Raw genomic sequence first — 23,875 nt, 5'->3', positions numbered from 1 at the left:
AGTGCCGTCAGCGATAGCGCAGGCGCAAGCCGCGCTCAACCGGCGAGCGCGACGCGGAGCATCCGGGCGAGCTCGGACTTGCGGTAGGGTTTTGCGAGCAGCAGCACACCGGAGTCGAGCCGGCCGTGATGGACGATGGCGTTTTCGGTATAGCCTGACGTGAACAGCGTCTTCAGCATCGGGCGGCGCCTTGCGGCCTCGTCGGCGAGCTGGCGACCGTTCATGGCGCCCGGCATGATCACGTCGGTGAAGAGCAGGTCGATGTCGGCATTGCCGTCGATCAGTGTCAGCGCTTCTGCGGCATTCGCCGCTTCCAGCGCGTTGTAGCCGAGGCTCCTGATCTGGGTCACGACATATTGGCGTACCAGCGCGTCATCCTCGACGATCAGGATCTTTTCGTCGCCGCCCTCGATCGGCACGTTCCGCATCGCCTCGAGCGGGGTCTCCTGCACGCCAGTTGAGCGCGGCAGATAGATCTTCACGCTCGTGCCGTGACCTTCCTCGCTGTAGATCTTGACGTGTCCGCCGGACTGCTTGACGAAGCCGAACACCATGCTCAGCCCAAGTCCTGTACCCTTGCCGACCTCTTTCGTCGTGAAGAAGGGATCGAACACACGCTCGATCAGCTCAGCCGGAATGCCGGTGCCGGTGTCGCTCACCGCGATCATCACGTAACTGCCGGCGATGATGTCGACGTTCATGCTCGCATAGCTTTCGTCGAGGAAGACGTTGCGGGTCTCCAGGACCAGCGTGCCGCCGTCGGGCATGGCATCGCGCGCGTTCAGGGCGAGGTTCAGGATCGCGGTCGTGAGCTGGCTCGGATCGACCAGCGCCGGCCAGGCGTCCTCGGTCAGCTGCGGCGAGATGGTGATCTGCTCGCCAAGCGTCGGATGCAGCAGCTTGGCCGCTTCCACGACCAGCGCGTTAGGGTCGACCTCGCGCGGCTGCAGCGGCTGTTTGCGGGCAAAGGCGAGAAGGTGCCTGGTCAATTGCGCGCCGCGTTCGGCCGCATCGTCGATCAGCCTGGTAATTGCCGCCAGATCAGGCCTGTCGTTGACGGCGTCGGACAGGATTCCGATCGTGCCCGTGATGACCGTGAGCACGTTGTTGAAATCATGCGCGACGCCGCCGGTGAGCTGGCCGATAGCATCCATTTTCTGCGCCTGCCTGAACTGCGCCTCGGCTGTCTGCTTTTCGGTGAGGTCGCGTCCAATGAAGAAATGACGCTTCACCGGTGCCGACCAGGTGCCCATCCAGTTCAGCGTGACGTCATGCCCGTCCCTGTGGGGGTAGCGTGCCTCGAAACTGCGCTTGGTCAGGCCGCGCCGCGCGGCGCGCATTTCCTCGCGCGTCCTATCGAGATCATCGGGATGGATGAACTCCGTCGCGTTGTGGCCGATCATGTCTTCCGGGCCGAAGCCGAGGATATTCCTCACGCTCGGGCTGACCTGGACGAAATTGCCGTAACCGTCGGTGACCAGGATCAGGTCCTGCGATGTCTCGAAGATGCGCTGGCGCTCCTCGACCTCGCGATTGAGCGCGGCCTGCGTTCGCTTCCGCTCGGTGATGTCGCGGGCGATCTTGGAGGCGCCGATGATCTTGCGGTCTGACGACCAGAGCGGGAACAGGCTGAGCACGATGTCGAGCGGCTGCCCGCTCTTGTTCACGCGCACGGTTTCCTGCTGCTCGATGACCTCCCCATTGCGGGTACGGGCGAGTATCTCTTCCGTCTCTTCCCGGCTGCCCTCCGGCATGATGATGTCGATCGGCTGGCCGACGGCTTCCGCCGCGGAGAAGCCGAACAGGCGCTCGGCGGCGCGATTCCACGCGGTGATGGTTCCATCGAGCGACTTGGTGATGATGGCATCGTTGGAGGATTCCACGACCGCGCTGAACAGCCGCTCGCGTTCGCCGTGTTGGTCGCGCTCCGAGGCCGATTGCCGTCGCAGCATGCCGAGCAGATCCATGGTCTGCGCCTGGAGGCGGACATTCTCGATCAACAGAACGGCGAGCACGAAGCTCGCGGCCAAAAGACCGTAGATGCGCCCCGCATAGAAACCGAGATCGAACCGCGCGACATTGATGATCGCAGAGAGCGCGATGTCGAACAGCCACGCGCACATGACGACCATGAGCCAGACGTCGATCACCGAATGTGGCTTGCGGAACCACAGCAGGATGAGGGCCGCGAAGCTCAGGGACCATACGAAGGAAACCACGCCGATCATGGTCACCGTGTAGCGGCCGTCGCGAAGCAGCACCGGCAGCAGGTCGTGCTGGCTGGTGACGAGCCACGTCAACACGGTCATGAGCGCTGCGACCCCGAGCATGCTCCCGACGACGGCATGGCGGACCGGCCCCGCGATCCTGACGCCGCCATCGGCGCCTTTCGTCCACGCATAGGCCAGCACGCAAAGCGGAAAGCCGCCGTGCCAGATCATGTAGATCCACACGGTGGTTTGCGGACCCGCGCCGAGCAATCCCGCCGGCGCAAAGAGACCGGGAAAAGTAAGGGCGTGGACGATCGCCGCAGCCGCCGTGAATAGGTAGCCCGTTGCAAGCATCAGCAGAGCACGGGTGCGTAGCACAGCGAATTGCGACAGCAGCAGCACTGCGGTGATGGTGTCGCTGACGGCGAGCGCGGATTGATAGCTCGCAACGAAGGCCGGTACGCGCGCCAGCGGCGTGCCGGCGAATGGAACGGCGAGGACAAAGAGGACCGTCGAAATCCCGACGATCGCCAATGCTGCAGTGCGATCGCTCTGGCAGGCGGGCAGGGTCGAAAGAAAAGTGCTTCGGTCGTTCGGTGCCAGCACGTTCACCTCTTGCGGACCGTCATTGACACTTCCAGTAAGACACTCTCTCCCGGAGCATCTTAGCCCGCCAGCCTTCTCCGCGGTAGCGGGGTCTGGACACGCGCTTTGATGGGAGGATACGCGACTCAACCGAAGGTTAGAGCTTACTTAATTTTTATCAGCGCGAGGAGCGGGGAGCGGGTAAGCCGACCTTTACCGACCTGGGAAATAATACCTTCGCGGCTGTGGCGGGATTCCGTTCAAGGAGTCAGTTTCCTCGACCGACACCAATTTCAAGATGCCGGGAGGTGTTCCATGCCCCGTATCCTCGTGATCGACGACCAGAAAGAGGTCCGGGCGATGGTGTCCATCGTGCTCCGGGTCAATCGTTTCGAGGTCGTGGAGATGGAGAGCGGCGCGGCCGGCCTGAAGGCATTCGGCGAAGCGGCGTTCGACGCGGCGATCGTGGATATTTTTCTGGCCGACACCAGCGGCCTCGAGGTCATCGCGGCGATCCGCGAGAGTTCCCCGAACTTCCCGATTGTCGCCATCTCCGGCATGACCGCGCTGGACTTCATGGAGGAGGCGCCCGGCCTTGCCAATGTCGTCTGCCTGCCGAAGCCGTTCCGGCCCAACGATCTCCTCCAGGCGCTAAAGACGGCGCAATCGGGTAAGCTCAGGGCGGCGGTCTGAGCGGCGGATGCGAAAACGCCCCGGCGAGCCGGGGCGTTTGTGAGGATGGCTTCGAGGCCAGGGAACCCTTTAGGAGCCCTTGGCGCCGAGCTCGGCGTAACCGCCCTTGGCGTCCCACTTGTAGACGACGTAGTCGATCTGCTTGATGTCGCCCTTGGCATCATACTCGATCGGGCCGAGGACCGTATCCCACTTGCCGGCCTTGATGGTCTCCATGACCTTCTTGGCGTCGGTGGTGCCGGCCTTCTTGACCGCCTGCGTCCAGACCTGCAGCGCAGCGTAGGTGTAGAGCGTGTAGCCTTCGGGATCGATGCCCTTGGCCTTGAAGGCTTCGACGATCTTCTTTGCGCTCGGCTTGTTGCGCGGGTCGGGGCCGAAGGTGAACAGCGTGCCTTCGCCGGCGGGGCCGGTGATGGAGGCGTACTCCTTGTCGGCCAGCGCGTCGCCCGACATCAGCACCGTCTTCAGGCCCTGGTCGCGCATCTGGCGCAGGATGAGGCCGGCTTCCTGATGGTAGCCGCCGACATAGACGAGGTCGACATTCTCCTTTTTCAGACGCGAGACGATCGCGTTGAAGTCTTTGTCGCCCTTGTTATAGGACTCGTAGAGCTTCTCGGTGATGCCGGCCTTGTTGAGCGCCTTCTTGGTCTCGTCGGCAAGACCCTTGCCGTAGGTGGTCTTGTCGTTGAGGATCGCGATGTTCTTGCCCTTGAAGTTCTTGACAATGAACTGCGCGGCGATCAGGCCCTGCTGGTCGTCGCGGCCGCAGACGCGTGCCACGTTCCACAGCTTGCGCTCGGTGAAGAGCGGGTTGGTCGAAGCCGGAGTGATCTGCAGGACGTTGCCGTCCGCATAGGCTTCAGAGGCAGGGATCGAGGACGACGAGCAGAAATGCCCGGCGACGAACGGAATCTTGGCGCCGGCGATCTTTTCAGCTACCGAGCGGGCCTGCTTCGGATCGCAGGCGTCGTCTTCGGCGTCGAGCGCGAGCTTCTTGCCGTTGACGCCGCCGGCGGCGTTGATGTCCGCCACCGCCAGGTCGGCGCCGTTCTTCATCTGCCGGCCGAACGCGGACTCGGTGCCGGTCATCGGGCCCGCGACTGCGATGGTGATATCTTGCGCGAACGCCGCCGTCGACAGCGCTACGGACGCGCCAAATGCCAGACCGATGAGCTTCAGTGATTTCATGAGATACCTCGCGGGTGGTCGTCTGTTGGGAGTTGCCGGGTTAGCCCGGTTCAAACCGGCGCCATTCTTGAATGAATTTACGGAGAAGTCACCGGCAAAATACGGGCATTAGCAAAGATATCTAGCCGTATTCTCGCGCAGGCTGGGGCCGGTCAGGCGTGCCGGCCACCTTCCAGATAGGCGGCGCGAATTTCGGGGCGCTGCAGCAATTCAGCGCCGCTACCTGCGAGCGTGATCAGGCCGTTGACCATGACATAGCCGCGATGGGCGAGCTTCAGGGCATGGTTGGCATTCTGCTCGACGATCAGCACGGTCAGGCCGTCCTGCCGGTTCAGGGTGCGGATCGCATCGAAAATCTGCCGCGCAATGAGCGGGGCGAGCCCCAGCGAGGGCTCATCGAGCATGAGCAGGCGAGGGCGGCTCATCAAGGCGCGCCCGATCGCCAGCATCTGCTGCTCGCCGCCTGACAAGGTTCCGCCGCGCTGGGCGAAGCGTTCCTTCAGGCGCGGAAACAGCGCGAACACGCGCTCGAGCGTGCCCTCCCGTTCCGCCGGCGTCGAGTCGGTGACGTCGGCCCCCATCTGCAGGTTCTCGGCGACGCTCATCCGCGGGAAGATGCGGCGGCCTTCCGGCGATTGCGCGATGCGCAAATGGGCGATCTCGTGGGTCGGGACCGCCGTGATGTCCTTGCCCTCGTACAGGATCTGCCCGGCGCGGGCGCGCGGCTTGCCGAAGATCGTCATCATGAGCGTCGACTTGCCGGCGCCATTGGCGCCGATCAGCGCGACGATCTCGCCGGAATTGATCTCGACGTCGACGCCCTTCAGCGCCTCGATCTTGCCGTATGCCGCGCGCAGGCCCCGGATTGCGAGCAGGGGAGATGCCGCCGTCACGACCCGCTCTCCATGACCGCCATCGCTTCTTCCTCGTCGGCGCCGAGATAGGCGGCGATCACCTTGGGATCGTCGCGCACCTCGCGCGGCGTGCCCTGCGCGATCTTCACGCCGTGGTCCATCACCACGATGTGGTCGGAGATCTCCATCACGACCGACATGTCGTGCTCGATCAGGAGGATCGAGGTTCCGAGGTCGTTGCGGATCAAAAGCAGGAGCTCGCTCAAGGCGGCGCTCTCTCGCGCGTTGAGGCCGGCAGCCGGTTCGTCGAGGCACAGGAGCGCAGGCTCGGTGCACATCGCGCGCGCGATCTCGAGGCGGCGCTGGTCGCCATAGGCGAGGTTGCCGGCCGCATCGTCGGCGCGATCCAGCAGGCCGACGCGCTTCAGCCAATCGGTCGCCAGAGCGATCGCCTGCGCTTCCGCACTACGGTAATTCGGTGCCCCGATCAGGCCGAGGAAGGTGAAACCGGACGCGTGCATCAACATGTTGTGCTGCGCCACCATGAGGTTTTCCAGCACCGTCATCCCGGGAAACAGGCGGATGTTCTGGAACGTGCGGGCGACCTTGGCATGCTTGGCGATGCGGAAGTCGTTGAGCCGCTCGAGCGCGATTTCCTTGCCGTCATCGTGGGTGAGGCGGATGGCGCCGCCGGTCGGCTTGTAGAAGCCGGTGATGCAGTTGAACACCGTGGTCTTGCCGGCTCCGTTCGGTCCGATCAGCGCCGTGATCTTGCGGCGATCAGCGGAGAACGAGAGGTCCTGCACGGCGACGATACCGCCAAAGCGCATGGTGAGCTGATCGACGCTGAGGATACGTTCGCCGCTCATCCGTGGCCTTCCTTGACGAGGTCGGAGGAGATGGCCTGCGACTTTTTCAGGTACACGGTTGGCGTGCGATGGCCGATCAAGCCGCGCGGTCGCCAGATCATGATCAGCACCATCGCCCAACCGAATACCAGCATGCGGTAGATCTCGAGCCCGCGGAACAGCTCGAAGCCGCCGATCATGGCGAGAGCGGCAAGCGCCACGCCAAGCTGCGAGCCCATGCCGCCGAGCACCACGATGGCAAGCACCAGTGCGGATTCCTGGAAGGTGAAGGATTCCGGGCTGATGAAACCCTGGCGCGTGGCGAAGAAGGCGCCGGCGAAGCCGCCGAACAGCGCACCCGTCGCGAATGCCGTCAGTTTCGTGGTTGTGGTGTTGATTCCGAGCGCACGGCAGGCGACCTCATCCTCGCGCAGGGCTTCCCAGGCGCGGCCGATCGGCAGGCGCCGCAGGCGGATCGTCACCCAGTTGGTGAGCAGCGCCAGCGCCAGGATCAGGTAGAACAGGAAGACGATGCGGTGGGTCGGCGAATATTCGATGCCGAGCTTTGCGGCGAGCCCGTCGTCGCTGTTGTCGAGCGGGATGCCGAACAGGGTGGGGCGCGGAATGCCGGTGACGCCGTTGGGCCCGCCGGTCAGACTCTGCCAGTTGATGATGACGAGCCGGATGATCTCGCCGAAAGCGAGCGTGACGATCGCGAGATAGTCGCCGCGCAGCCGTAGCACCGGGAAGCCGAGCATAACGCCCCACATGGCTGCGAGGATGCCGGCGAGCGGCAGGCAGATCCAGAATGACAACCCGAAATTGGTGGCGAGCAGTGCGTAGGAATAGGCCCCGACCGCATAGAAGGCGACGTATCCGAGATCGAGCAGGCCGGCGAGCCCGACCACCACGTTGAGGCCCCAGCCCAGCATCACATAGGTGAGCACGAGGATCGCGAGGTCGAGGATGTAGCGCTGGTTATAGAAGATGACCGGCACGAGGAAGGTGAAGACCAGAAGCGCGGGCGCCAGGTAGTGGCCGAGGAACGACATGCCGCGATGCACAGTGGGCGGCACCAGCTTCTCGGCGCCGACAGGCCCGATCCATTGCCGCGCCAATTCGATGAGGATCGATCCTCCGAACACGATGCCGACGATGGAGGCGAGTTCGCCGAGCCGCGTCCAGTAAGTCAGTTGCCCATCGGGACCCGCCTCGGTGCGGATGCCGATCATCATCGAAAACAGCACCAGCGCGACGAGAGCGCTCAGGACGGCCTTTTTCAGGATGAAGGGGATACCCGCGGTGCGGGTTGCGGATACCGTTTCTTGCGAAAGAGCTGTCACGCAGGCGATCCGTCAGACTTTTTCGACTTCGGGACGGCCGAGCAGGCCGGTCGGCATGAAGATTAGCACGATGATCAGGATCGAGAACGCGGCGACGTCCTTGTACTCGACCGAGAAATAGGCCGACCAGAAGGTCTCGATCAGGCCGATCGCAAGCCCGCCCAGCACCGCGCCGGGCAGCGAGCCGATGCCGCCGAGCACCGCCGCCGTGAACGCCTTGATACCGGCGACGAAGCCCATGTTGAAATCGACCTGGCCATAGTAGAGCAGGTACATCAGGCCCGCCACAGCCGCGAGCGCCGCGCCGATCACGAAGGTCATGGAGATGGTGCGGTCGACGTTGACGCCGAGCAGCGCCGCCATGGTCTGGTCCTGCTCGCAGGCGCGCATGTCGCGCCCGAGCCGCGTGCGCAAGACGAGCCGGTTGAAGATCAACAAGAGTACGATGGTGGTGATGACCACCACGATCTGGATGTTGGAGAGCTGGATCACAAAACCGTCCGCGCTCTCGTGCAACGTGTAGCCGCCGGTGATCAACGGCGGGATCGGCTTGACGCGGGCGCCCTGAGCCACCTGCGAGTAGTTCGTCAGCACGAAGGACATGCCGATCGCCGACAGCATGGGGGCGAGGCGGAAGGAGTGTCGCAGCGGGCGGTAGGCGATGCGCTCGACCGTCCAGCCATAGAGCGCGGTGATTGCCATCGAGACCAGGAGTACGACCAGGAGGATGATCGGAACCGCGGTCAGGCCGAGCGAGATCAGGATCAGGAAGGTGATCAGGGCGATGAAGCCGCCGATCATGAAGATATCGCCATGGGCGAAATTGATCATGCCGACGATGCCGTAGACCATCGTGTAGCCGATGGCGATCAGGCCGTAGATCGAACCAAGGACGAGACCGTTGATGAGCTGCTGGGCGAAATAGTCCATGGGCTGCCGTTATCTCAACTTGACGCGGCTCAAAGGGAGCTCTTGAGAGAGTTCTTGGGCCCCGGCAGCCCTCGAGCAATCCGATTGTTGTAACAGGACGGAACTGGCGGCCGCAACTGGGCTGGCCTTGGCATAAAGGCTTGTACAGAGTTCATTTTGCCTTCGGGTTCCGTCGCTCGGGGGCGGAACCCGGTTCCCGGGCAACCATAGTCACTGCCGGTCGTTATCTGACCTTGTGACGTCCAACCTGGGAGTTTCCCGCGATGACGAAGCAGCAGAACCAGAATCCGGGCCAGCAGAATCAGAAGCCCGGCCAGCGCCCCGATCAGCAGCAGGGTGGCGGCCAGAAACCCGGACAGCAGCAGCAGGATCCGATGCGCCAGGGCGACAAGCCGGGCCAGCATGGTCAGGACCAGCGTTGATCTCGAAGCACATTGGAATTGTGCAGTCCCGCCGAAAGGCGGGACTTTTTCTTTTGCCCGGCTGAGGCTTGTCCACAGCAGTTAAGGTAAACAAAGAGTTTAAATTGCCCCCTCAAGTCGGGGGGAGTTAGCTACCGCAAAAGGCCCGATTGCTCGGGCCAGATGGAATCATGCGGGAAACGGCAATGCTGAAGAACTGGCGGATCGGCTCAATCAATGGCGTGGTGCTCGCCGCCTATTTCATCCCGGCCTGGACGCTGATCGCCTTCAACATCATGGTCTCCCCCGTGCACGGCCTGTTTGAGCGGCCGAGCGTCGCGGTGGCGCTGTTCATCAGCGATCAGCTCCAGATGTCGGGCGTGAGCACGGTCCGCGCAGCATGGCTGCTGGCGCTCGGCCGCCTCACCGTGGTTGCGTTCTTTGCCATTTTCCTGGCGCTGCTCGCCATCCCCCGGGTCCGCAGGGCCGGCGGCTCCGACGAGGCGCTCGCCATCGCGCTTGTCATCGGTAGCCTGATCTCGTTTGCGAGCATGGCGATGGCCTCGAAGGTGGGAGAGATGGCCGCTCTCAGGCTGCACGCCACCGAGCTATTGCTGCTGCTCGGCGCGACAATCGTGCTGGTGATCGAACGGCCGGCCCGGCGGCCGGTTGAAGCCGGGGTTCCGGAAGCCGGGGCTCCGCTAGCTTTTGAGCAGGCCGAGCTCCTGCACAATCGCTGAGGCTTCCTTGACGGCGTGGTTGGCCGCCGGCACGCCGCAATAGATAGCCTGCTGCAGAAGGATTTCCTTGATGTCGTCGGGGGTGAAGCCGCCCTCGGCGAGCGCTGCGCGCACATGCAGGCGAAATTCGTCCCATTGCCCGAGCGCGACCATGGTGCCGATGACGAGCACGCGCCGCGTCCGCTCGTCGAAATGCGGCCGCGTCCAGATCTCGCCCCAGGCGTAGCGGGTGATCATGTCCTGGAAATCGGTGTTGAACGCATTGCGGTTGGCGATCGACTTGTCGACCCAGGCATTGCCGAGCACCTTGCGGCGCACCTTCATGCCGGCATCGCGGCGCTTCTCGTCGTCCATTCGAGCCTCCTAGCCGTCATTGCGAGTGCAGCGAAGCAATCCAGAGATGTGTCCGCGGAGACAGCCTGGATTGCTTCGTCGCTGCGCTCCTCGCAATGACGCGTTGTGAAACTAGCGTTGCGTCAAGAAGCCGACCACCGCGTCGGTGAACGCGTGGGGCTGCTCGACATTGGAGATGTGGGCGGCATCGATGATGGTCATGCTGGCGCCGGGTATCTGGCTGCGGATCAATTCGCCTGCCGAGATCGGAGTTGCCATGTCATGACGCCCGGCGATCACGAGCGTCGGGCTCTTGATCTTCGGCAGCAGCGCACGCTGGTCGAGCGTCGACAGCGCCTCGCAGCAGGCGAGATAGCCCTCGACGGGCGAGGCCACCAGCATCGCCTTCATCTTCGCGGTGATCTGCGGCTCGCGCTCGCGGAAATCGGCCGTCAGCCAGCCTGCGATCACGGTGTCGGCGACGGCTGCGATCCCGCCTTCCTTGACGGCCTTGATGCGGTTGAGCCAGTTGGTCGGATCCGGATAGTAGCAGCTCGTATTGGCGAGGATGATCTTGCCGAGCCGCTCCGGCGCGTTGGCGCCGAGCCACTGCCCGACCATGCCGCCCATCGACAGGCCGCACCAATGCACTTTCTCGATATTGAGATCGTCCAGGATCGCGAGCACGTCGCGGCCGAAGCGCTCCATCGAATAGGGGCCGGGAGCCACGGTTGACTTGCCGTGGCCGCGGCGGTCGTAGCGGATGACGCGGAACACCTGCGTCAGCGCCTTCATCTGCGGCTCCCACATCTGCAGCGTGCAGCCGAGCGAATTGGAGAGCATGAGCGTCGGCCCGCCGTCGCGGCCTTCGACGGACACGTTGAGCAGGCACCCGTCGGCGTCGATCATGGGCATGGCGTCTACCTCGTCATGCGCCGGCTTGACCCGCGCATCCATCTAGGAAAGTGAATTTATTCTCGATGATGGATTGCTGGGTCAAGCCCGGCAATGACATCAGGAGAGATCCAGTGAATCCAGCAGCCGGTCGATCAGGGCCTGGGAAGCGCCTTGATAGGCCATCGGCTCGAACAATGCTGCAATTTTCTCCGGCGCAAGATGCGCGGTGACGTTCGAATCGGCCGTGAGCACGTCGCGCAAATGTTTCTTCTCGGCGACCGCTTTCTTGCTTGCGGCTTCGACCAGATGATGTGCATCGCTCTTGCCGATGGTCTCGGCGAGCGCGAAGGTGACGGCTTCCGCCATGATCAGGCCGTGCGTCGCGTCGAGATTGGCGCGCATGCGCGCGGCGTCGACGTCGAGGCCTTCGGCGATGTCGACGATGGCTGCGAGCGCGCCGGAGGCGATCAGCATCAATTGCGGCAGTGTCGGCCATTCCGCGTGCCAGGGACCGGCACTGCGCTCGTGGTCCTGGACCTGGGCCGCGAAGATCGTCGCGGCCAATTGCGGCGCCATCGTCGCGGCCCCAAGGGCGCTTGCGGCCGCGACCGGATTGCGCTTGTGCGGCATGGTCGAGGAGCCGCCGCGGCCTTCGCCGGCGGGCTCAAAGGCTTCGGCAACGTCGGTCTGCATCATCAGCGAGACGTCGCGGGCGATCTTGCCGCAACTGCCGGCGAGAATCGCAAGGCTTGAGGCCGCCTCGGCGATACGGTCGCGATGCGTGTGCCAGGGCGCCTCGGGCAATTGCAGGTCCAGCTCCTGCGCAAGTCGCTCGGCGACGACGAGCCCCTTGTCGCCGAGTGCTGCGAGCGTACCGGCGGCGCCGCCGAATTGCAGCGCGAGGCCCTCGCGGCGCAGCCGCCGCAGCCGGCAGCGTGCGCGGGCAAGGCTTGCGGCATATTCGGCAGCCTTCAACCCGAACGGCATCGGCAGCGCGTGCTGCAGCCAGGTGCGTGCCACCATGGCGGTGTTGCGGTGGGTGCGCGCCAGCGCGGAGAGCCCTTTGATGGCGCGGCTGAGGTCGGCGTCCAGCGCATCGATCCCGGCGCGAAGCATGAGCATGGTCGCGCTGTCGATGACGTCCTGGCTGGTCGCGCCCCAATGCACGTAGCGCGCGGCGTCCGCATCGGCCTTGGCGACACCTGCGGTCAACGCCTTGACAAGGGGGATCGCCAGATTGCCTGACCGCGTCGCGGCCTCCGCGAGTGCGGCAAGGTCGAACGCCGACGCCTTGCAGGCGGCTTCGATTGGGCCGACCGCGCTTGCGGGAATTACGCCGGTTGCGGCTTCCGCGCGGGCCAATGCTGCCTCAAATTCGAGCATGTTTTGCAGGTAGGCCCGGTCATCGCAGACCGCGCGCATGGCTGCGCTCGACAGCATCGGTGCAAGCAGGGGGGAGAGGGATGTGCTCATGTTGCGCGGGACCTAACCACCATGGGCCGCGTCTGCCAATCCCAAACCGCAGGCGCAAGCTTTTTGCAGTTGCGAATATGCATTGCATGTGATCGTCGGCCGCTCTTTCCTTTGCGGCGGCCCTGCGTTACTTGAGCAGCATTGCGTCAATAAATCCCGGGAGGCAGCCCATGGCCATGACAATGAACGGCGAGGTTCAGCTTGCGGCGTCGCGCGAGGCCGTGTGGGGCAAGCTCAACGATCCCGAGGTGCTGAAGGCCTGCATCCCCGGCTGCGAGGAACTGGAGAAGACCGAGGACGGCGGTTTTCGCGCCGTCGCCAAGATGAAGGTCGGCCCGGTGTCGGCGCGCTTCAAGGGCAAGGTGATGCTCAGCGATCTCGACCCGCCGAACGGCTACAAGATATCGGGCGAAGGCGAGGGCGGGGTAGCCGGCTTCGCCAAGGGCGGTGCGGCGGTGAAGCTGTCGGAGAAGGACGGCGGCACGCTGCTCTCTTATGACGTTGAGGCGCAGATCGGCGGCAAGTTGGCGCAGCTCGGCCAGCGCCTGATCAACGGCGCCGCCAAAAAGCTCGCCGACGAATTTTTTGCGAATTTCGCCAAGGCGGTACAGGGTTAGCCCTGCGCCTGAAGGCATAACTGCCTGCATTCCGGGCGATGTTGCCCGAAGGTGCAATGGCCCATATGATGGGTTGGAATAACTATAAGAACCGCTTCGCCGGACACGGCGGGGTGCTGACCAGAGAGTCCTGATGGCCAAAATCTCCCTTATCGTGAACGGCAATCCCGTCAACGCCAACGTCGACCCCCGCACCCTGCTGGTGCAGTTCCTGCGCGAGCATCTGCGGCTGACCGGGACCCATGTCGGCTGCGACACGTCGCAGTGCGGCGCCTGCGTCGTGCATCTCGACGGCAAGGCCGTGAAATCCTGCACCACGCTTGCCGTGATGGCCGATGGTCACGAGGTCAAGACCATCGAGGGGCTGGCCGCCGACGGCGCGCCTCTGCATCCGATGCAGGAGGCCTTCCGCGAGCATCACGGCCTGCAGTGCGGCTTCTGCACGCCCGGCATGATCATGACGGCGATCGACATCGTCCATCGCAAGGGCCATGAGCTCGACGACCACACGATTCGCGAAGAGCTCGAGGGCAATCTCTGCCGCTGCACCGGTTACCAGAACATCGTCGCCTCGATCGCCGCCGGCGCGAAGGCGATGGCGAAATCCGATCTCGCGTAAACCGACACTCGCGCGCCTCTCGCGATCAGGAAGTCCATCATGTACGAATTCAAATATCATCGCCCAGGGACCGTGCGGCAGGCCGCCAATCTCCTGGTGAAGAACGAGGACGCCAAGGTGATCGCCGGCGGCCACACGCTGATTCCCGTGATGAAGCAGCGCCTGGCAAGCCCGCCGCATCTTGTCGATCTCTCCCATATCGAAGGTCTCGACACGATCGAGATGAAGGGCCGTTCGCTGGTGATCGGCGCCACGGCGAAGCACGCCGATGTCGCGACGTCGGCGATCGTGGGCGAAGCGATCCCGGCGCTCGCGAGCCTTGCGGGCGGAATCGGTGATCCGGCGGTCCGTCACAAGGGCACGATCGGCGGTTCGCTCGCCAACAACGACCCGACCGCGGACTATCCGGCGGCCGTGCTCGCCCTCGGCGCCACCATCGTCACCAACAAGCGCCGCCTGAAAGCCGAAGAGTATTTTCAGGGCCTGTTCTCGACCGCGCTCGAGGCCGACGAGATCATCACCAAGGTGATGTTCCCGCTGCCGAAGAAGGCGGCTTATGTCAAATTCCGCAACCAGGCCTCACGCTATGCGCTGGTTGGCGTGTTCGTGGCGCGACGTCCGTCGGATGTGCGCGTCACCGTCACCGGAGCCGGCTCGGACGGCGTATTCCGCGTCACCGCGTTCGAGGAAGCCTTGAAGAAGCGCTTCTCCTCGAAGGTGCTCGACGGCATCGACGTGCCGGCGGAGGGCCTCAACAGCGATATCCACGGCAGCGCGGAGTATCGCGCGCATCTGATCGGAGTGCTGACGCGGCGCGCCGTCGACGCTGCCAACGCCAAAGAGTAGCGCACGATCCGGACCCGAAGGGCCGCGTTAGCCCAAAGTGTGCAGCGGTTTTCCGGCAAGATCATGCGCAAATGAGAGTTGCCCGGATCGGGCGTAGCGAGACTGGCTCTTTCATGACTGCAGCGGCACTCCCGGCATCGGTCGATGCGATGCTCGAACTCCTCACTTCGCGCGGCTATCTCGCGGAGCGGTCGCTGGCGACGGTGACGTATCTGTCGCTGCGCATGGGGCGGCCGCTATTCCTGGAAGGCGAGGCCGGCGTCGGCAAGACCGAGATCGCAAAGGTGCTGTCGGCGGCATTGGGGCGGAAGCTGATCCGCCTGCAATGCTATGAGGGCCTCGACGTCTCCTCGGCGGTCTACGAGTGGAACAGTGCCGCGCAGATGATCGCGATCCGGATGGCGGAGGCCGCCGGTGATACCGATCGCGAGCAGCTTTCGTCCGACATCTTCGCCGATCGTTATCTGATCAAGCGCCCGCTGCTCCAGGCGCTGGAGCCGGATGTTGCCGGCCCGCCGGTGCTCCTGATCGACGAGCTCGATCGCGCCGACGAGGCGTTCGAGGCGTATCTGCTCGAAATCCTCAGCGACTTCCAGGTGACCATCCCCGAATTCGGCACCGTGAAAGCACCGCATCCGCCGATCGTCATCATCACTTCCAACCGCACCCGCGAGATCCACGACGCACTGAAGCGTCGCTGTCTCTATCACTGGGTCGACTATCCCTCCGCCGACCGCGAGCTCGCGATCATCAAGACGCGCGTGCCGGACATCTCGGCAAAGCTGTCGCAGCAGGTCGTGCGCTTCGTGCAGGCGCTGCGCAACCAGGACTTCTACAAGTCCCCTGGCGTCGCCGAGACCATCGACTGGGCCACCGCGCTCTCCGAGCTCGACGCCCGCTCGCTGACGGCGCAGGTCGTCGGCGACACGCTGGGCGCACTTCTCAAATATCAGGACGATATCGTCCGCATGCAGGGCGATGCCTTGCAGAAGGTGCTGAAGGACGCGACGAGCGAGAATTAGCTCGTGCCACAAATGAGCTTGTCATTCCGGGGCGTGCGTGAGCGCAAGCTATGATGCGCAATTGCGCATCATAGCTCGCGCCCAAGAGGGCGCGCCCCGGAATGACGAGTGGAGGGTGCTGAACGATGGCCATCAATCACCTTGCGCCTGACAAGACCGAGCAGTTCGCCGACAACATCGTCGGCTTCGCCCGCGCGCTTCGCGCCGCCGCTCTTCCCGTCGGCCCCGGCGCGGTGATCGATGCCGTCAACGCGCTCCAGGTAATCGACATCGGCAGCCGCGCCGACGTCTTCACCACGCTGGAGGCGATCTTCGTCAAGCGCCATGAGCATGCGCTGATCTTCAAGCAGGCCTTCAACCTGTTCTTCCGCGCGTCGGAAGAGTGGAAGCACATACTGGATTCGGTGCCGCTGCCCGATCACGCCAAGAAGAAGCCGCCGCCGGCTTCGCGCCGCGTCCAGGAGGCGCTGTCGCAGCCGCAGATGACGGAAACGCCGCAGCACCAGGAGCAGGATCTGCGGCTGTCGGTCTCCGACAAGGAAATCCTGCAGAAGAAAGATTTTGCGCAGATGAGCGCGGCCGAGATCAGCGAAGCGCTGCGCGCGATCGAGAAGATGAAGCTGCCGCAGGCCGAGCTTCTGACGCGCCGGCAACGGCCTGATCGGCGCGGGCTGCGCCTCGATTTGCGTCGAACCTTGCGCGCATCGCTGCACACCGGCGGCGACATCATCGATATCCACCGCCTCGGCCGGATCGAGAAGCCGGCGCCGATCGTGGCGCTGCTCGATATCTCGGGCTCGATGAGCGAATACACCCGCCTGTTCCTGCATTTCCTCCATGCCATCACCGACGCGCGCAAGCGCGTCTCCGTGTTCCTGTTCGGCACCCGCCTCACCAACGTCACCCGCGCACTGCGCCAGCGCGATCCGGACGAGGCGCTGGCAAGCTGCTCGGCGGCGGTGGAGGACTGGGCCGGCGGCACGCGCATCGCAACCTCGCTGCACAACTTCAACAAATTGTGGGCGCGGCGTGTGCTGAGCCAGGGCGCCATCGTGCTGCTGATCTCCGACGGGCTGGAGCGCGAGGCGGACTCCAAGCTCGCCTTCGAGATGGACCGGCTGCACCGTTCCTGCCGCCGGCTGATCTGGCTGAACCCGCTGCTGCGGTTCGGCGGCTTCGAGGCCAAGGCGCAGGGCATCAAAATGATGCTGCCCCACGTTGACGAATTCCGCCCCGTACATAATTTGAGTTCGATCCAGGAGCTGATCAAGACGCTCTCCCAGCCGCTGCCGCCCCATCACCGCAGCCTGATCCGTTCCGCAGCTTGAGAGGTAGGCCATGCTCGATCGCGACGAGGATATCCTGAGGGCGGCGGAGGACTGGCAGAAGGCCGGCCATGGCGTCGCCCTTGCAACGGTGGTGGAGACCTGGGGCTCGGCGCCGCGGCCCGCGGGCTCGAGCCTCGTCATCAACGACGATGGCACGTTTCTGGGCTCGGTGTCCGGCGGCTGCGTCGAAGGCGCCGTGGTCACCGAGGCCATGGACGTGATCGAGACGGGCAAGCCGAAAATGCTGGAGTTCGGCGTTGCCGACGAGACCGCCTGGAATGTCGGGCTGTCCTGCGGCGGTACCATCCGCGTCTTCGTCGAGAAGGTGGGCTAGCCGTGAAGCTGGAGACCCTGCACGAACTCAATGCCGAGCGCGCCGCGCGGCGGCCGGTCATCCTCGTCACCGACACCGGGAGCGGTGAGCAGCGACTGGTGAAGGCCGGAGACTTTGCCAAGGATCCGCTGCGCGCCGAGCTGGAAAAGCAGCTCCGCACGGGCAAGAGCGGCAATGTCGAAGCCGCCGGCAAGAAACTGTTCCTCAACGTCTATGCGCCGACCGCGAAGATGGTGATCGTCGGCGCCGTCCATATCAGCCAGGCGCTGGCGCCGATGGCGCGCTCACTCGGCTATGATGTCACGGTGGTCGATCCCCGCACGGCCTTCGCGAGCCCCGAGCGCTTCCCGGACGTGCCGTTGATCGCAGAATGGCCCGACGTCGCGCTGCCGCCGCTCAACATCGACCGCTACACCGCCTTCGTCGCTCTGACGCACGATCCCAAGATCGACGATCCCGCGCTGCTGCACGCCTTCGAGCGCGACTGCTTCTATATCGGCGCGCTCGGCTCGCGGAAGACGCACACCAAGCGCGGCGACCGACTGCGCGCGCAGGGCGCCCAGGACTCCGATATCGCCCGGATCCATGCGCCGATCGGGCTCGCGATCGGCGCGGTCTCGCCGTCCGAGATCGCGGTGTCGATCATGGCCGAGATCACGGCGGTGCTCCGCCTGCCTCCGAAAGAAAAAGAAGAAGCAGCATGAAGTTCGGCCCCGCGAGCCCAAGGGATGCGATCGGTGGGGTGACCGTCCACACCCTGCGCCAGGGTCCGCTGGTGCTGAAGAAGGGCACGACGATCGGCCCTAGCGAGGTCGAGGCGCTCACCCGTGCCGGCATCAAGGACATCGTCGTGGTGCGCATGGAACAGGGCGACGTCTCCGAGGACGTCGCGGCTGCCGGGATTGCGGAGGCCGTCGGCGGCGACGGCATCCATGTCGAGCGCGCCTTCACCGGCCGCGCCAATCTGTTCGCGGCAAGGCCTGGCGTACTGGTGATCGACCGCGCTGCGGTCGATCGCATCAACAACGTCGATGAAGCCATCACCTTCGCAACGCTCTCCGCCTTCAAGCCGGTGGTCGAAGGCGAGATGGTCGGTACGGTCAAGATCATCCCGTTCGGCGTTGAAGGAACGTTGCGCGATGCCGCGGTGAAGGCGGCGGGTCGCGACGTGCTCCGCGTTGCGCCCTACGTGATCAAGCGCGTCGGCGTCGTCTCGACGCTGCTGCCGGGACTGTCCTCCAAGGTCGTCGACAAGACGCTGCGCGTTACCGCCGAACGGCTGGCGCCTGCGGGCGCGACCGTCATTGCCGAGCGGCGGGTGCCGCACGAAGAAACGGCGCTGTCGGCCGCAATCAAGGAGCTGCTCGCACTCGGCGCCGAGCTCGTCATCGTGTTCGGGGCTTCCGCGATCGCCGACCGCCGCGACGTGATCCCGGCCGCGATCAACGAGATCGGCGGCGCGATCGAGCATTTCGGCATGCCGGTCGATCCCGGCAATTTGCTGCTGATCGGACGCGCCGGCCAGGTGCCCGTGCTGGGCGCGCCGGGCTGTGCACGATCGCCGGTCGAAAACGGCTTTGACTGGGTGCTGATGCGGCTACTCGCCGGCATCAAGGTCACGCGCGCCGAACTGATGGGCATGGGCGTCGGCGGCCTGTTGATGGAAATCGTCACGCGGCCGCAGCCGCGCGCAAAGCCCGAGACCGAAGGCAACAGCCGCGTCGCCGCGATCGTGCTCGCCGCGGGACGCTCGACCCGGATGGGCGGGCCGAACAAGCTGCTCGCCGAGCTCGAGGGCAAGAAGCTGGTGCGGATCGCGACCGAACAGGTGCTGGCTTCGAAAGCATCCGAGGTGATCGTCGTCACAGGTCATCAGGCTGATCTGGTCGAGCAGGCACTTGCCGGATTGAAGGTGACGTTCGTTCGCAATCCGGATTTTGCCGGCGGCATCGCAAGTTCGGTCAAGGCCGGCGTCGCGGCCGTGCCGAACGGCTCCGATGGTGCGCTGGTCTGCCTCGGCGACATGCCGCTGATCGATGCCGGCCTGATCGACCGCCTCATCGACAGTTTTGCACCCGACCGCGGCAATCTGATTGCCGTGCCCGTGAGCGAAGGCCGCCGCGGCAATCCCGTGCTGTGGTCGCGCCGCTTCTTCAGTGAATTGATGACGCTCGACGGTGACATCGGCGCGCGGCATCTGATCGCCAAGCATGCCGAAGTCGTGGCCGAGGTGCCCGTCGACGGCGAGAGCGCCTTCCTCGACATCGACACCCCGCAGGCCCTGGAGGCCGCGAGACGCGGCTGAGGCTGCGTAGGGTGGGTTAGCCCTGCGGCTGCGCGAAGCGTAGTCCGCTTGGCGTAACCCACCACTTCTTTCAGCGCGGATCGTAGAGAGGTGGGTTACGCTGACGCTAACTCACCCTACGAAAGCGGCGATTTCAACCACTCGTTCACCATCTGGAAACGACCGGCCGATAGAGTCCCCTCCGCCTGCCTCGGGGGAGGGGAATTTCCATGTCTTCGAACGTCGTCGCGCGCCGTTGCGCGATGTTTTTCTTTGGGCTGAGCGTTGTTGTGGCAGGGGCTCGCCACGTCACGGACGCGCACGCCGCCGGCGCCTTCGCAGTCGGCAAATGCGGCGCCTATGGCCATGCCTATGATTTCCCTGGCGAAGCCGCGGCGCGCGCCGCCGCACAAAAGCAGTGCAAGGGCGAGTGCACCACCGTGACCATGAAGCGCGCCTGCGCCGCGATGTCGGTCGATCTCGCCAATCCCTGCGGCGCCTATGGTTATGCCGTGAAGCCGAAGATCTCGACGACGCTCAACGCCGCCACGCGCGAATGCTACAAATATGGCGGCAAGGAATGCGTGATACGCGCCTGGGCGTGTGACGCGAAGGGCTGAATTGCGTAGCTCGCGCGAATGGTTTGCCGAGGCTCGGCCGATCAGGCTTCGGTGTCGATCGACCAGGGCACCTTTGCCTTGACGAAATCCGACCACGCCTTCTTCAGGCGCGGTTCGGAGCCGACCATCGCGTGTGCCTGCCAGCCGGCGATCGCGGCCGCCGCAGTGCTGCCGCTTGTGGACTCCGTGCCGATATCCGCGAGCAGCGAAGCCGTTGTCGCCATGTCGTTGTAGATGCCGAGCTCGTGCTGCAAATCGGCCAGCCGGTCGGAGAAGCGCCTTGCGGACTTGCGCTGTCCGTAGAGCGGCAACAGGAAATCAGCGACGTAGCGGAGCTTCTTCACCGCAAGTCGCAGGCGGTGCAACTCTTCGGTCGTGAGCGACTTGAAGCGGCGACCGCGCTTGAGCACCTTTGCATGCTGGGCGGACAGGATGCGCCGCGCAAAGTTCATGGCAGGTTCAGCCAGTTGCGCCAGATGTTCGGGGGCGACGTCGCTGCGCCAGCCGCGCGCTTCGATCCAGCCGCCAAGGCCGATCACGAAATACGCCGCGCGGCGGTCGCCGAGTGCCAGGCGTGCCTTGTCGTAGGAGGCGGTCCGGCGTTGCTCTACGGCTTCGTCCAGAGCATCGAAGCCGGCGATCGAGGGGCAGCCTTGTGCAACGATGCGCAGAGTTTCGCTCTGGAAGACGTCCCACTCGCGTGCGGCAGAGAGATTTTGTCCCAGCCACCTGGCCTCTGCGCGCAGCACGTCGAGCTTGCTCACCGACAGCACCGACTGCATCAGATGCATGGCGGATCGCAGGCGCCGCAGCGCGACGCGAAGCTGATGAATTCCTTCGGGATTGCGGCCATCCTCAGCGGCGGGAAGCGACTGGAGGAGATGAAAGAGACAGGCGCGCAGGATAGCGGCAAAGGTCTCATCGAGCGAGGCCGATGGATCGAGGCGCAGCTTGCGCGGCCGTCCTGCGGCCGGCGAGGTGTCGGCGGCGAGGTCAAATCCGCGCGCTGATTTGCTGCGGATGGATGGTCTCACCGGGCCATGCTCGGCGAGCCGCAGCGCAAGCTCGTAGATCGCCGATGGGTTGCCGGACTTGAGCTCCAACTCGATCTCGCTGACCGGCATCGATCGATCGCCGGATTTCAGGACGCCGTGGTCGAATGCGACCTCGACTGAGCCGGACGGCAGGTCGACGATGCGCTGATGCCGGTGGATGTCGGTGGTGAAGACCGCCTCGAGCGGACGACGATCGAGATCGGCACGCAGCTTTTCCGGGATGAACGGCATTGCCAGCGCGATATCCGCAGCAGCGGACCGCACGCTCGCCTCCCACTCGCCGCGCCGGAGCGGGTCGCTCGCGGCCTCGGCCTTCACGGTTTGCGTGAATCGTGTGCCGCTCTGGCGGACCCTGAAGCTCAATCCGTTGCGTTGAAGCGCGCGCTTGGGCGTGTCGTAGTAGACGGCCTTGAGGTGCCTTCGCGTGCCCTTGTTGCGGGCATTCGCCGCGATGATAGGTGCATTGTTGAAATCCGCCAGGCGATTGGCATCGACGAGCAGCTTGAGTTCGAGTTCGGTGCTGTGTGAAGCAACCTCGCCCGACGGGGAGACGTCTTGTCCGGAGATGTCACCAACGGGCGGCGCTTGATCGACGCGAACGCCCTCGGCGTCAGAGAGGTCGCCGTGCCCGAGCGCGTCGTCGACGCGCTCCTGAGGGCCGGGCTCTTGTTCCGCGCGAGACGCGAGAGAGCTTTTGGTTTTCTTCCTGTCCTCTTTCTTGGTCCTCGTCCTGTCCTCTGGAACAAGATGGCCATTGGGTCGAGGTACACCCAGCACGGTTTCGAAGGCCGGCTTCAACGCGCCAGATTCGGACATGAGACTTATGTGACGGTTTGATGACAGTAACTTGGATGTATAGCCGACTCGATTCGCGCGGGGAAGCGGTCTCCGGTTGCAGCGAGTTTGAAATTTTCGTGCTCTGAACAATAGGTCAATCTGAATTACATTCATCCGCAAATGACGCGCGCTTGAAAAATCGTCTTTCGCAATGCGCGGTATGGGAGAAGTCATGCAATTCGACACCAAGATCGCCGTCGTGATCCGCACCGACCTCCAGGCGTGGCAGAAGCTCAATGTGGCATCGTTCCTCACCAGCGGAATCGCTGCGACTTTTCCCGAATGTATCGGCGAGCCCTACGAGGACGCGTCGGGGACGAAATATCTTTCGCTGATCGGCCAGCCGATCCTGATCTACGGCGCTGATGGCCCTGCATTATCCCGCGCGCTCGATCGCGCCCTGACGCGCAACGTCACGCCCGCGGTCTATACTGAGGACATGTTCAAGACGGCACACGATGCCGCCAATCGCGAGGCGGTGAGGGCGGTCGAGCGCACCGATCTCAATCTCGTCGGTATCGCGATGCGCGCCGAGCGCAAAGTGATCGATAAAATTGTCGACGGTTTGAAGTTCCACGGCTGACGCTTTCAGCGCGCTCACGCGAAGCTGTTGTCACGGCGTGGTCTGCCGACGCAGGCCATGCGCAAACATTGTGCTGTTTGACGCCAATCAAGGGCACGCATCGGGCGGTCACTAGTCTGCCTTTGCGCAAATGCAAAAGGAATAGACCGATGCCGACCATGAAAGCTGCCGTTGTCACCAGTTTCGGCAAGCCACTCGAGATCAAGGATGTGCCGGTGCCGCAGCCGGGTCCGGGTGAGGTCCTGGTCAAGGTGAAGGCTTGCGGCGTCTGCCACACCGATCTGCATGCGGCCTCGGGCGACTGGCCGGTGAAGCCGGTTCCGCCTTTCATTCCCGGCCATGAGGCCGCGGGCGTCGTCGCGGCGCTTGGACCGGGCGTCAGCAACTTGAAAGTCGGCGACGCCGTCGGCGTCGCATGGCTCCACGATTCGTGCATGGCTTGCGAATATTGCGAGACCGGCTGGGAAACGCTGTGCGAGCACCAGCACAACACCGGATACAGCGTGAACGGCGGCTTTGCCGAATACGTCGTCGCCGCTGCCGCGTTCGCGGCGAAGCTGCCGGCCAATATCGATTTTGCCGCCGTGGCGCCGATCCTGTGCGCCGGCGTGACGACCTACAAGGGGCTGAAAGAGACCGAGGCACGGCCTGGCGAATGGGTGGTGATCTCGGGCGTCGGCGGTCTCGGCCATGTCGCGATCCAATGCGCCAAGGCGATGGGACTGAAGGTCGTCGCCATCGACATTGCCGAGGATAAGCTCGCGCTGGCGCGCACGACCGGCGCCGATCTCGCCGTTGACGCGCTGAATGCAGATGCCGTCGACAAGGTGTTGGCCGCGACCGGGGGAGGGGCTCATGGCGTGCTGATGACCGCCGTCTCGACGGCCGCCTTCGCGCAGGCGCTGAAGATGGTGCGCCGGAAAGGCACCGTCAGTCTCGTCGGTCTGCCGCCCGGGGAATTCCCGACCCCGATCTTTGACGTCGTCTTGAAGCGTATCACCGTGCGCGGTTCGATCGTCGGCACGCGCAGGGATCTCGACGAGGCCATCGCCTTCGCAGCCGATGGAAAGGTCCATGCCGAAGTCACCAAGGTGCCGCTCGCCGAGATCAATACGGTGTTCGAGAAGATGAAGGCCGGCAAGATCGAGGGTCGCGTGGTGCTCAATTTCATCTAATTTTTTCAATGTGTTGGTCGATTTACGAAGTGCCCGGCCAGGTAATTCTTGACTTTGACT

The 23,875-nt window shown here is 64.2% G+C and carries 24 protein-coding genes; 14 read left to right on the top strand and 10 right to left on the bottom strand.

Going from position 1 to position 23,875, the window contains the following annotated elements:
* Positions 1-35 precede the first annotated feature (35 nt).
* Positions 36-2,816, bottom strand: coding sequence for a PAS domain S-box protein (locus ACV1FX_RS19320; RefSeq protein WP_473119136.1), 2,781 nt, complete (start codon positions 2,814-2,816; stop codon positions 36-38).
* 294 nt (positions 2,817-3,110) lie between these two features.
* Between ACV1FX_RS19320 and ACV1FX_RS19315 the strand changes: the two genes are divergently transcribed.
* The gene (locus ACV1FX_RS19315; RefSeq protein WP_473119135.1) at positions 3,111-3,488 is read left to right on the top strand and encodes a response regulator; all 378 of its coding nucleotides are present in this window, start codon (positions 3,111-3,113) and stop codon (positions 3,486-3,488) included.
* Positions 3,489-3,557: 69 nt separating this feature from the next.
* Here ACV1FX_RS19315 and ACV1FX_RS19310 read toward each other — a convergent pair whose 3' ends face one another.
* The 5 genes from ACV1FX_RS19310 to ACV1FX_RS19290 all read right to left on the bottom strand — a co-directional run bounded on the left by ACV1FX_RS19310 (position 3,558) and on the right by ACV1FX_RS19290 (position 8,651).
* Positions 3,558-4,676 (bottom strand): branched-chain amino acid ABC transporter substrate-binding protein, encoded by a 1,119-nt coding sequence (locus ACV1FX_RS19310; RefSeq protein ID WP_473119134.1) that lies wholly within the window; start codon positions 4,674-4,676, stop codon positions 3,558-3,560.
* Positions 4,677-4,828: 152 nt separating this feature from the next.
* Complete coding sequence (locus ACV1FX_RS19305) at positions 4,829-5,569, bottom strand: ABC transporter ATP-binding protein (protein ID WP_473119133.1); 741 nt, start codon at positions 5,567-5,569, stop codon at positions 4,829-4,831.
* On the bottom strand, positions 5,566-6,399 hold the full coding sequence (locus ACV1FX_RS19300) for an ABC transporter ATP-binding protein (RefSeq protein WP_473119132.1): 834 nt from the start codon (positions 6,397-6,399) through the stop codon (positions 5,566-5,568). The genes ACV1FX_RS19305 and ACV1FX_RS19300 overlap by 4 nt, the downstream gene beginning before the upstream one ends.
* Entirely contained in the window at positions 6,396-7,721 is a 1,326-nt protein-coding gene (livM, locus tag ACV1FX_RS19295) for a high-affinity branched-chain amino acid ABC transporter permease LivM (protein ID WP_473119131.1), read from the bottom strand. The genes ACV1FX_RS19300 and livM overlap by 4 nt, the downstream gene beginning before the upstream one ends.
* Positions 7,722-7,733: 12 nt before the next feature.
* Complete coding sequence (locus ACV1FX_RS19290) at positions 7,734-8,651, bottom strand: ABC transporter permease subunit (protein ID WP_473119130.1); 918 nt, start codon at positions 8,649-8,651, stop codon at positions 7,734-7,736.
* A 263-nt stretch (positions 8,652-8,914) separates the two neighbouring features.
* Here ACV1FX_RS19290 and ACV1FX_RS19285 point away from each other — a divergent pair, with 263 nt between their 5' ends.
* Both ACV1FX_RS19285 and ACV1FX_RS19280 read left to right on the top strand, forming a co-directional pair.
* Positions 8,915-9,073 (top strand): hypothetical protein, encoded by a 159-nt coding sequence (locus tag ACV1FX_RS19285; RefSeq protein WP_284272422.1) that lies wholly within the window; start codon positions 8,915-8,917, stop codon positions 9,071-9,073.
* A 185-nt stretch (positions 9,074-9,258) separates the two neighbouring features.
* A complete protein-coding gene (locus ACV1FX_RS19280; RefSeq protein ID WP_473119243.1) occupies positions 9,259-9,792 on the top strand; it encodes a hypothetical protein in 534 nt (177 codons plus the stop codon).
* On the opposite strand, the gene ACV1FX_RS19275 is transcribed toward ACV1FX_RS19280, so the two are convergent.
* The 3 genes from ACV1FX_RS19275 to ACV1FX_RS19265 form a co-directional block, all read right to left on the bottom strand.
* Positions 9,754-10,146 carry a carboxymuconolactone decarboxylase family protein gene (locus ACV1FX_RS19275; RefSeq protein ID WP_473119129.1) on the bottom strand — a complete coding sequence of 131 codons (393 nt, stop codon included), beginning with the start codon at positions 10,144-10,146 and terminating at the stop codon, positions 9,754-9,756. The two genes, ACV1FX_RS19280 and ACV1FX_RS19275, sit on opposite strands and share 39 nt — an antisense overlap.
* Positions 10,147-10,257: 111 nt before the next feature.
* Positions 10,258-11,040, bottom strand: a complete 783-nt coding sequence (gene pcaD, locus ACV1FX_RS19270) for a 3-oxoadipate enol-lactonase (protein WP_473119128.1) — start codon at positions 11,038-11,040, stop codon at positions 10,258-10,260.
* Positions 11,041-11,139: 99 nt separating this feature from the next.
* On the bottom strand, positions 11,140-12,495 hold the full coding sequence (locus ACV1FX_RS19265; RefSeq protein ID WP_473119127.1) for a 3-carboxy-cis,cis-muconate cycloisomerase: 1,356 nt from the start codon (positions 12,493-12,495) through the stop codon (positions 11,140-11,142).
* A 170-nt stretch (positions 12,496-12,665) separates the two neighbouring features.
* Here ACV1FX_RS19265 and ACV1FX_RS19260 point away from each other — a divergent pair, with 170 nt between their 5' ends.
* The 9 genes from ACV1FX_RS19260 (at position 12,666) to ACV1FX_RS19220 (ending at position 20,165) form a co-directional block, all read left to right on the top strand.
* Entirely contained in the window at positions 12,666-13,112 is a 447-nt protein-coding gene (locus tag ACV1FX_RS19260) for an SRPBCC family protein (RefSeq protein ID WP_473119126.1), read from the top strand.
* 133 nt (positions 13,113-13,245) lie between these two features.
* On the top strand, positions 13,246-13,731 hold the full coding sequence (locus ACV1FX_RS19255) for a (2Fe-2S)-binding protein (protein WP_027525325.1): 486 nt from the start codon (positions 13,246-13,248) through the stop codon (positions 13,729-13,731).
* A gap of 39 nt (positions 13,732-13,770) precedes the next feature.
* Complete coding sequence (locus ACV1FX_RS19250; RefSeq protein WP_473119125.1) at positions 13,771-14,577, top strand: FAD binding domain-containing protein; 807 nt, start codon at positions 13,771-13,773, stop codon at positions 14,575-14,577.
* A gap of 113 nt (positions 14,578-14,690) precedes the next feature.
* Positions 14,691-15,599 carry an AAA family ATPase gene (locus tag ACV1FX_RS19245; protein ID WP_473119124.1) on the top strand — a complete coding sequence of 303 codons (909 nt, stop codon included), beginning with the start codon at positions 14,691-14,693 and terminating at the stop codon, positions 15,597-15,599.
* 125 nt (positions 15,600-15,724) lie between these two features.
* Complete coding sequence (locus tag ACV1FX_RS19240) at positions 15,725-16,927, top strand: vWA domain-containing protein (RefSeq protein ID WP_473119123.1); 1,203 nt, start codon at positions 15,725-15,727, stop codon at positions 16,925-16,927.
* Positions 16,928-16,937: 10 nt separating this feature from the next.
* A complete protein-coding gene (locus tag ACV1FX_RS19235; protein WP_473119122.1) occupies positions 16,938-17,261 on the top strand; it encodes an XdhC family protein in 324 nt (107 codons plus the stop codon).
* 2 nt (positions 17,262-17,263) lie between these two features.
* Positions 17,264-17,965, top strand: a complete 702-nt coding sequence (locus tag ACV1FX_RS19230; protein ID WP_473119121.1) for an XdhC family protein — start codon at positions 17,264-17,266, stop codon at positions 17,963-17,965.
* Positions 17,962-19,566: an NTP transferase domain-containing protein gene (locus ACV1FX_RS19225; RefSeq protein WP_473119120.1), complete on the top strand. Its 1,605-nt coding sequence runs from the start codon at positions 17,962-17,964 to the stop codon at positions 19,564-19,566. Before ACV1FX_RS19230 ends, ACV1FX_RS19225 begins: the two co-directional genes overlap by 4 nt.
* A 209-nt stretch (positions 19,567-19,775) precedes the next feature.
* Entirely contained in the window at positions 19,776-20,165 is a 390-nt protein-coding gene (locus ACV1FX_RS19220) for a DUF4189 domain-containing protein (protein ID WP_473119119.1), read from the top strand.
* Positions 20,166-20,206: 41 nt separating this feature from the next.
* On the opposite strand, the gene ACV1FX_RS19215 is transcribed toward ACV1FX_RS19220, so the two are convergent.
* A complete protein-coding gene (locus ACV1FX_RS19215; RefSeq protein WP_473119118.1) occupies positions 20,207-22,036 on the bottom strand; it encodes a CYTH and CHAD domain-containing protein in 1,830 nt (609 codons plus the stop codon).
* A 193-nt stretch (positions 22,037-22,229) separates the two neighbouring features.
* Between ACV1FX_RS19215 and ACV1FX_RS19210 the strand changes: the two genes are divergently transcribed.
* The gene (locus ACV1FX_RS19210) at positions 22,230-22,640 is read left to right on the top strand and encodes a DUF2000 family protein (RefSeq protein ID WP_473119117.1); all 411 of its coding nucleotides are present in this window, start codon (positions 22,230-22,232) and stop codon (positions 22,638-22,640) included.
* A 149-nt stretch (positions 22,641-22,789) separates the two neighbouring features.
* Positions 22,790-23,815, top strand: a complete 1,026-nt coding sequence (gene adhP, locus ACV1FX_RS19205) for an alcohol dehydrogenase AdhP (protein ID WP_473119116.1) — start codon at positions 22,790-22,792, stop codon at positions 23,813-23,815.
* The last annotated feature ends 60 nt before the right edge of the window (positions 23,816-23,875 follow it).

The organism is Bradyrhizobium ingae (assembly GCF_055791185.1).
Note: the sequence above shows the minus strand (reverse complement) of the source record. Positions and strands in the feature narration are given on the sequence as shown.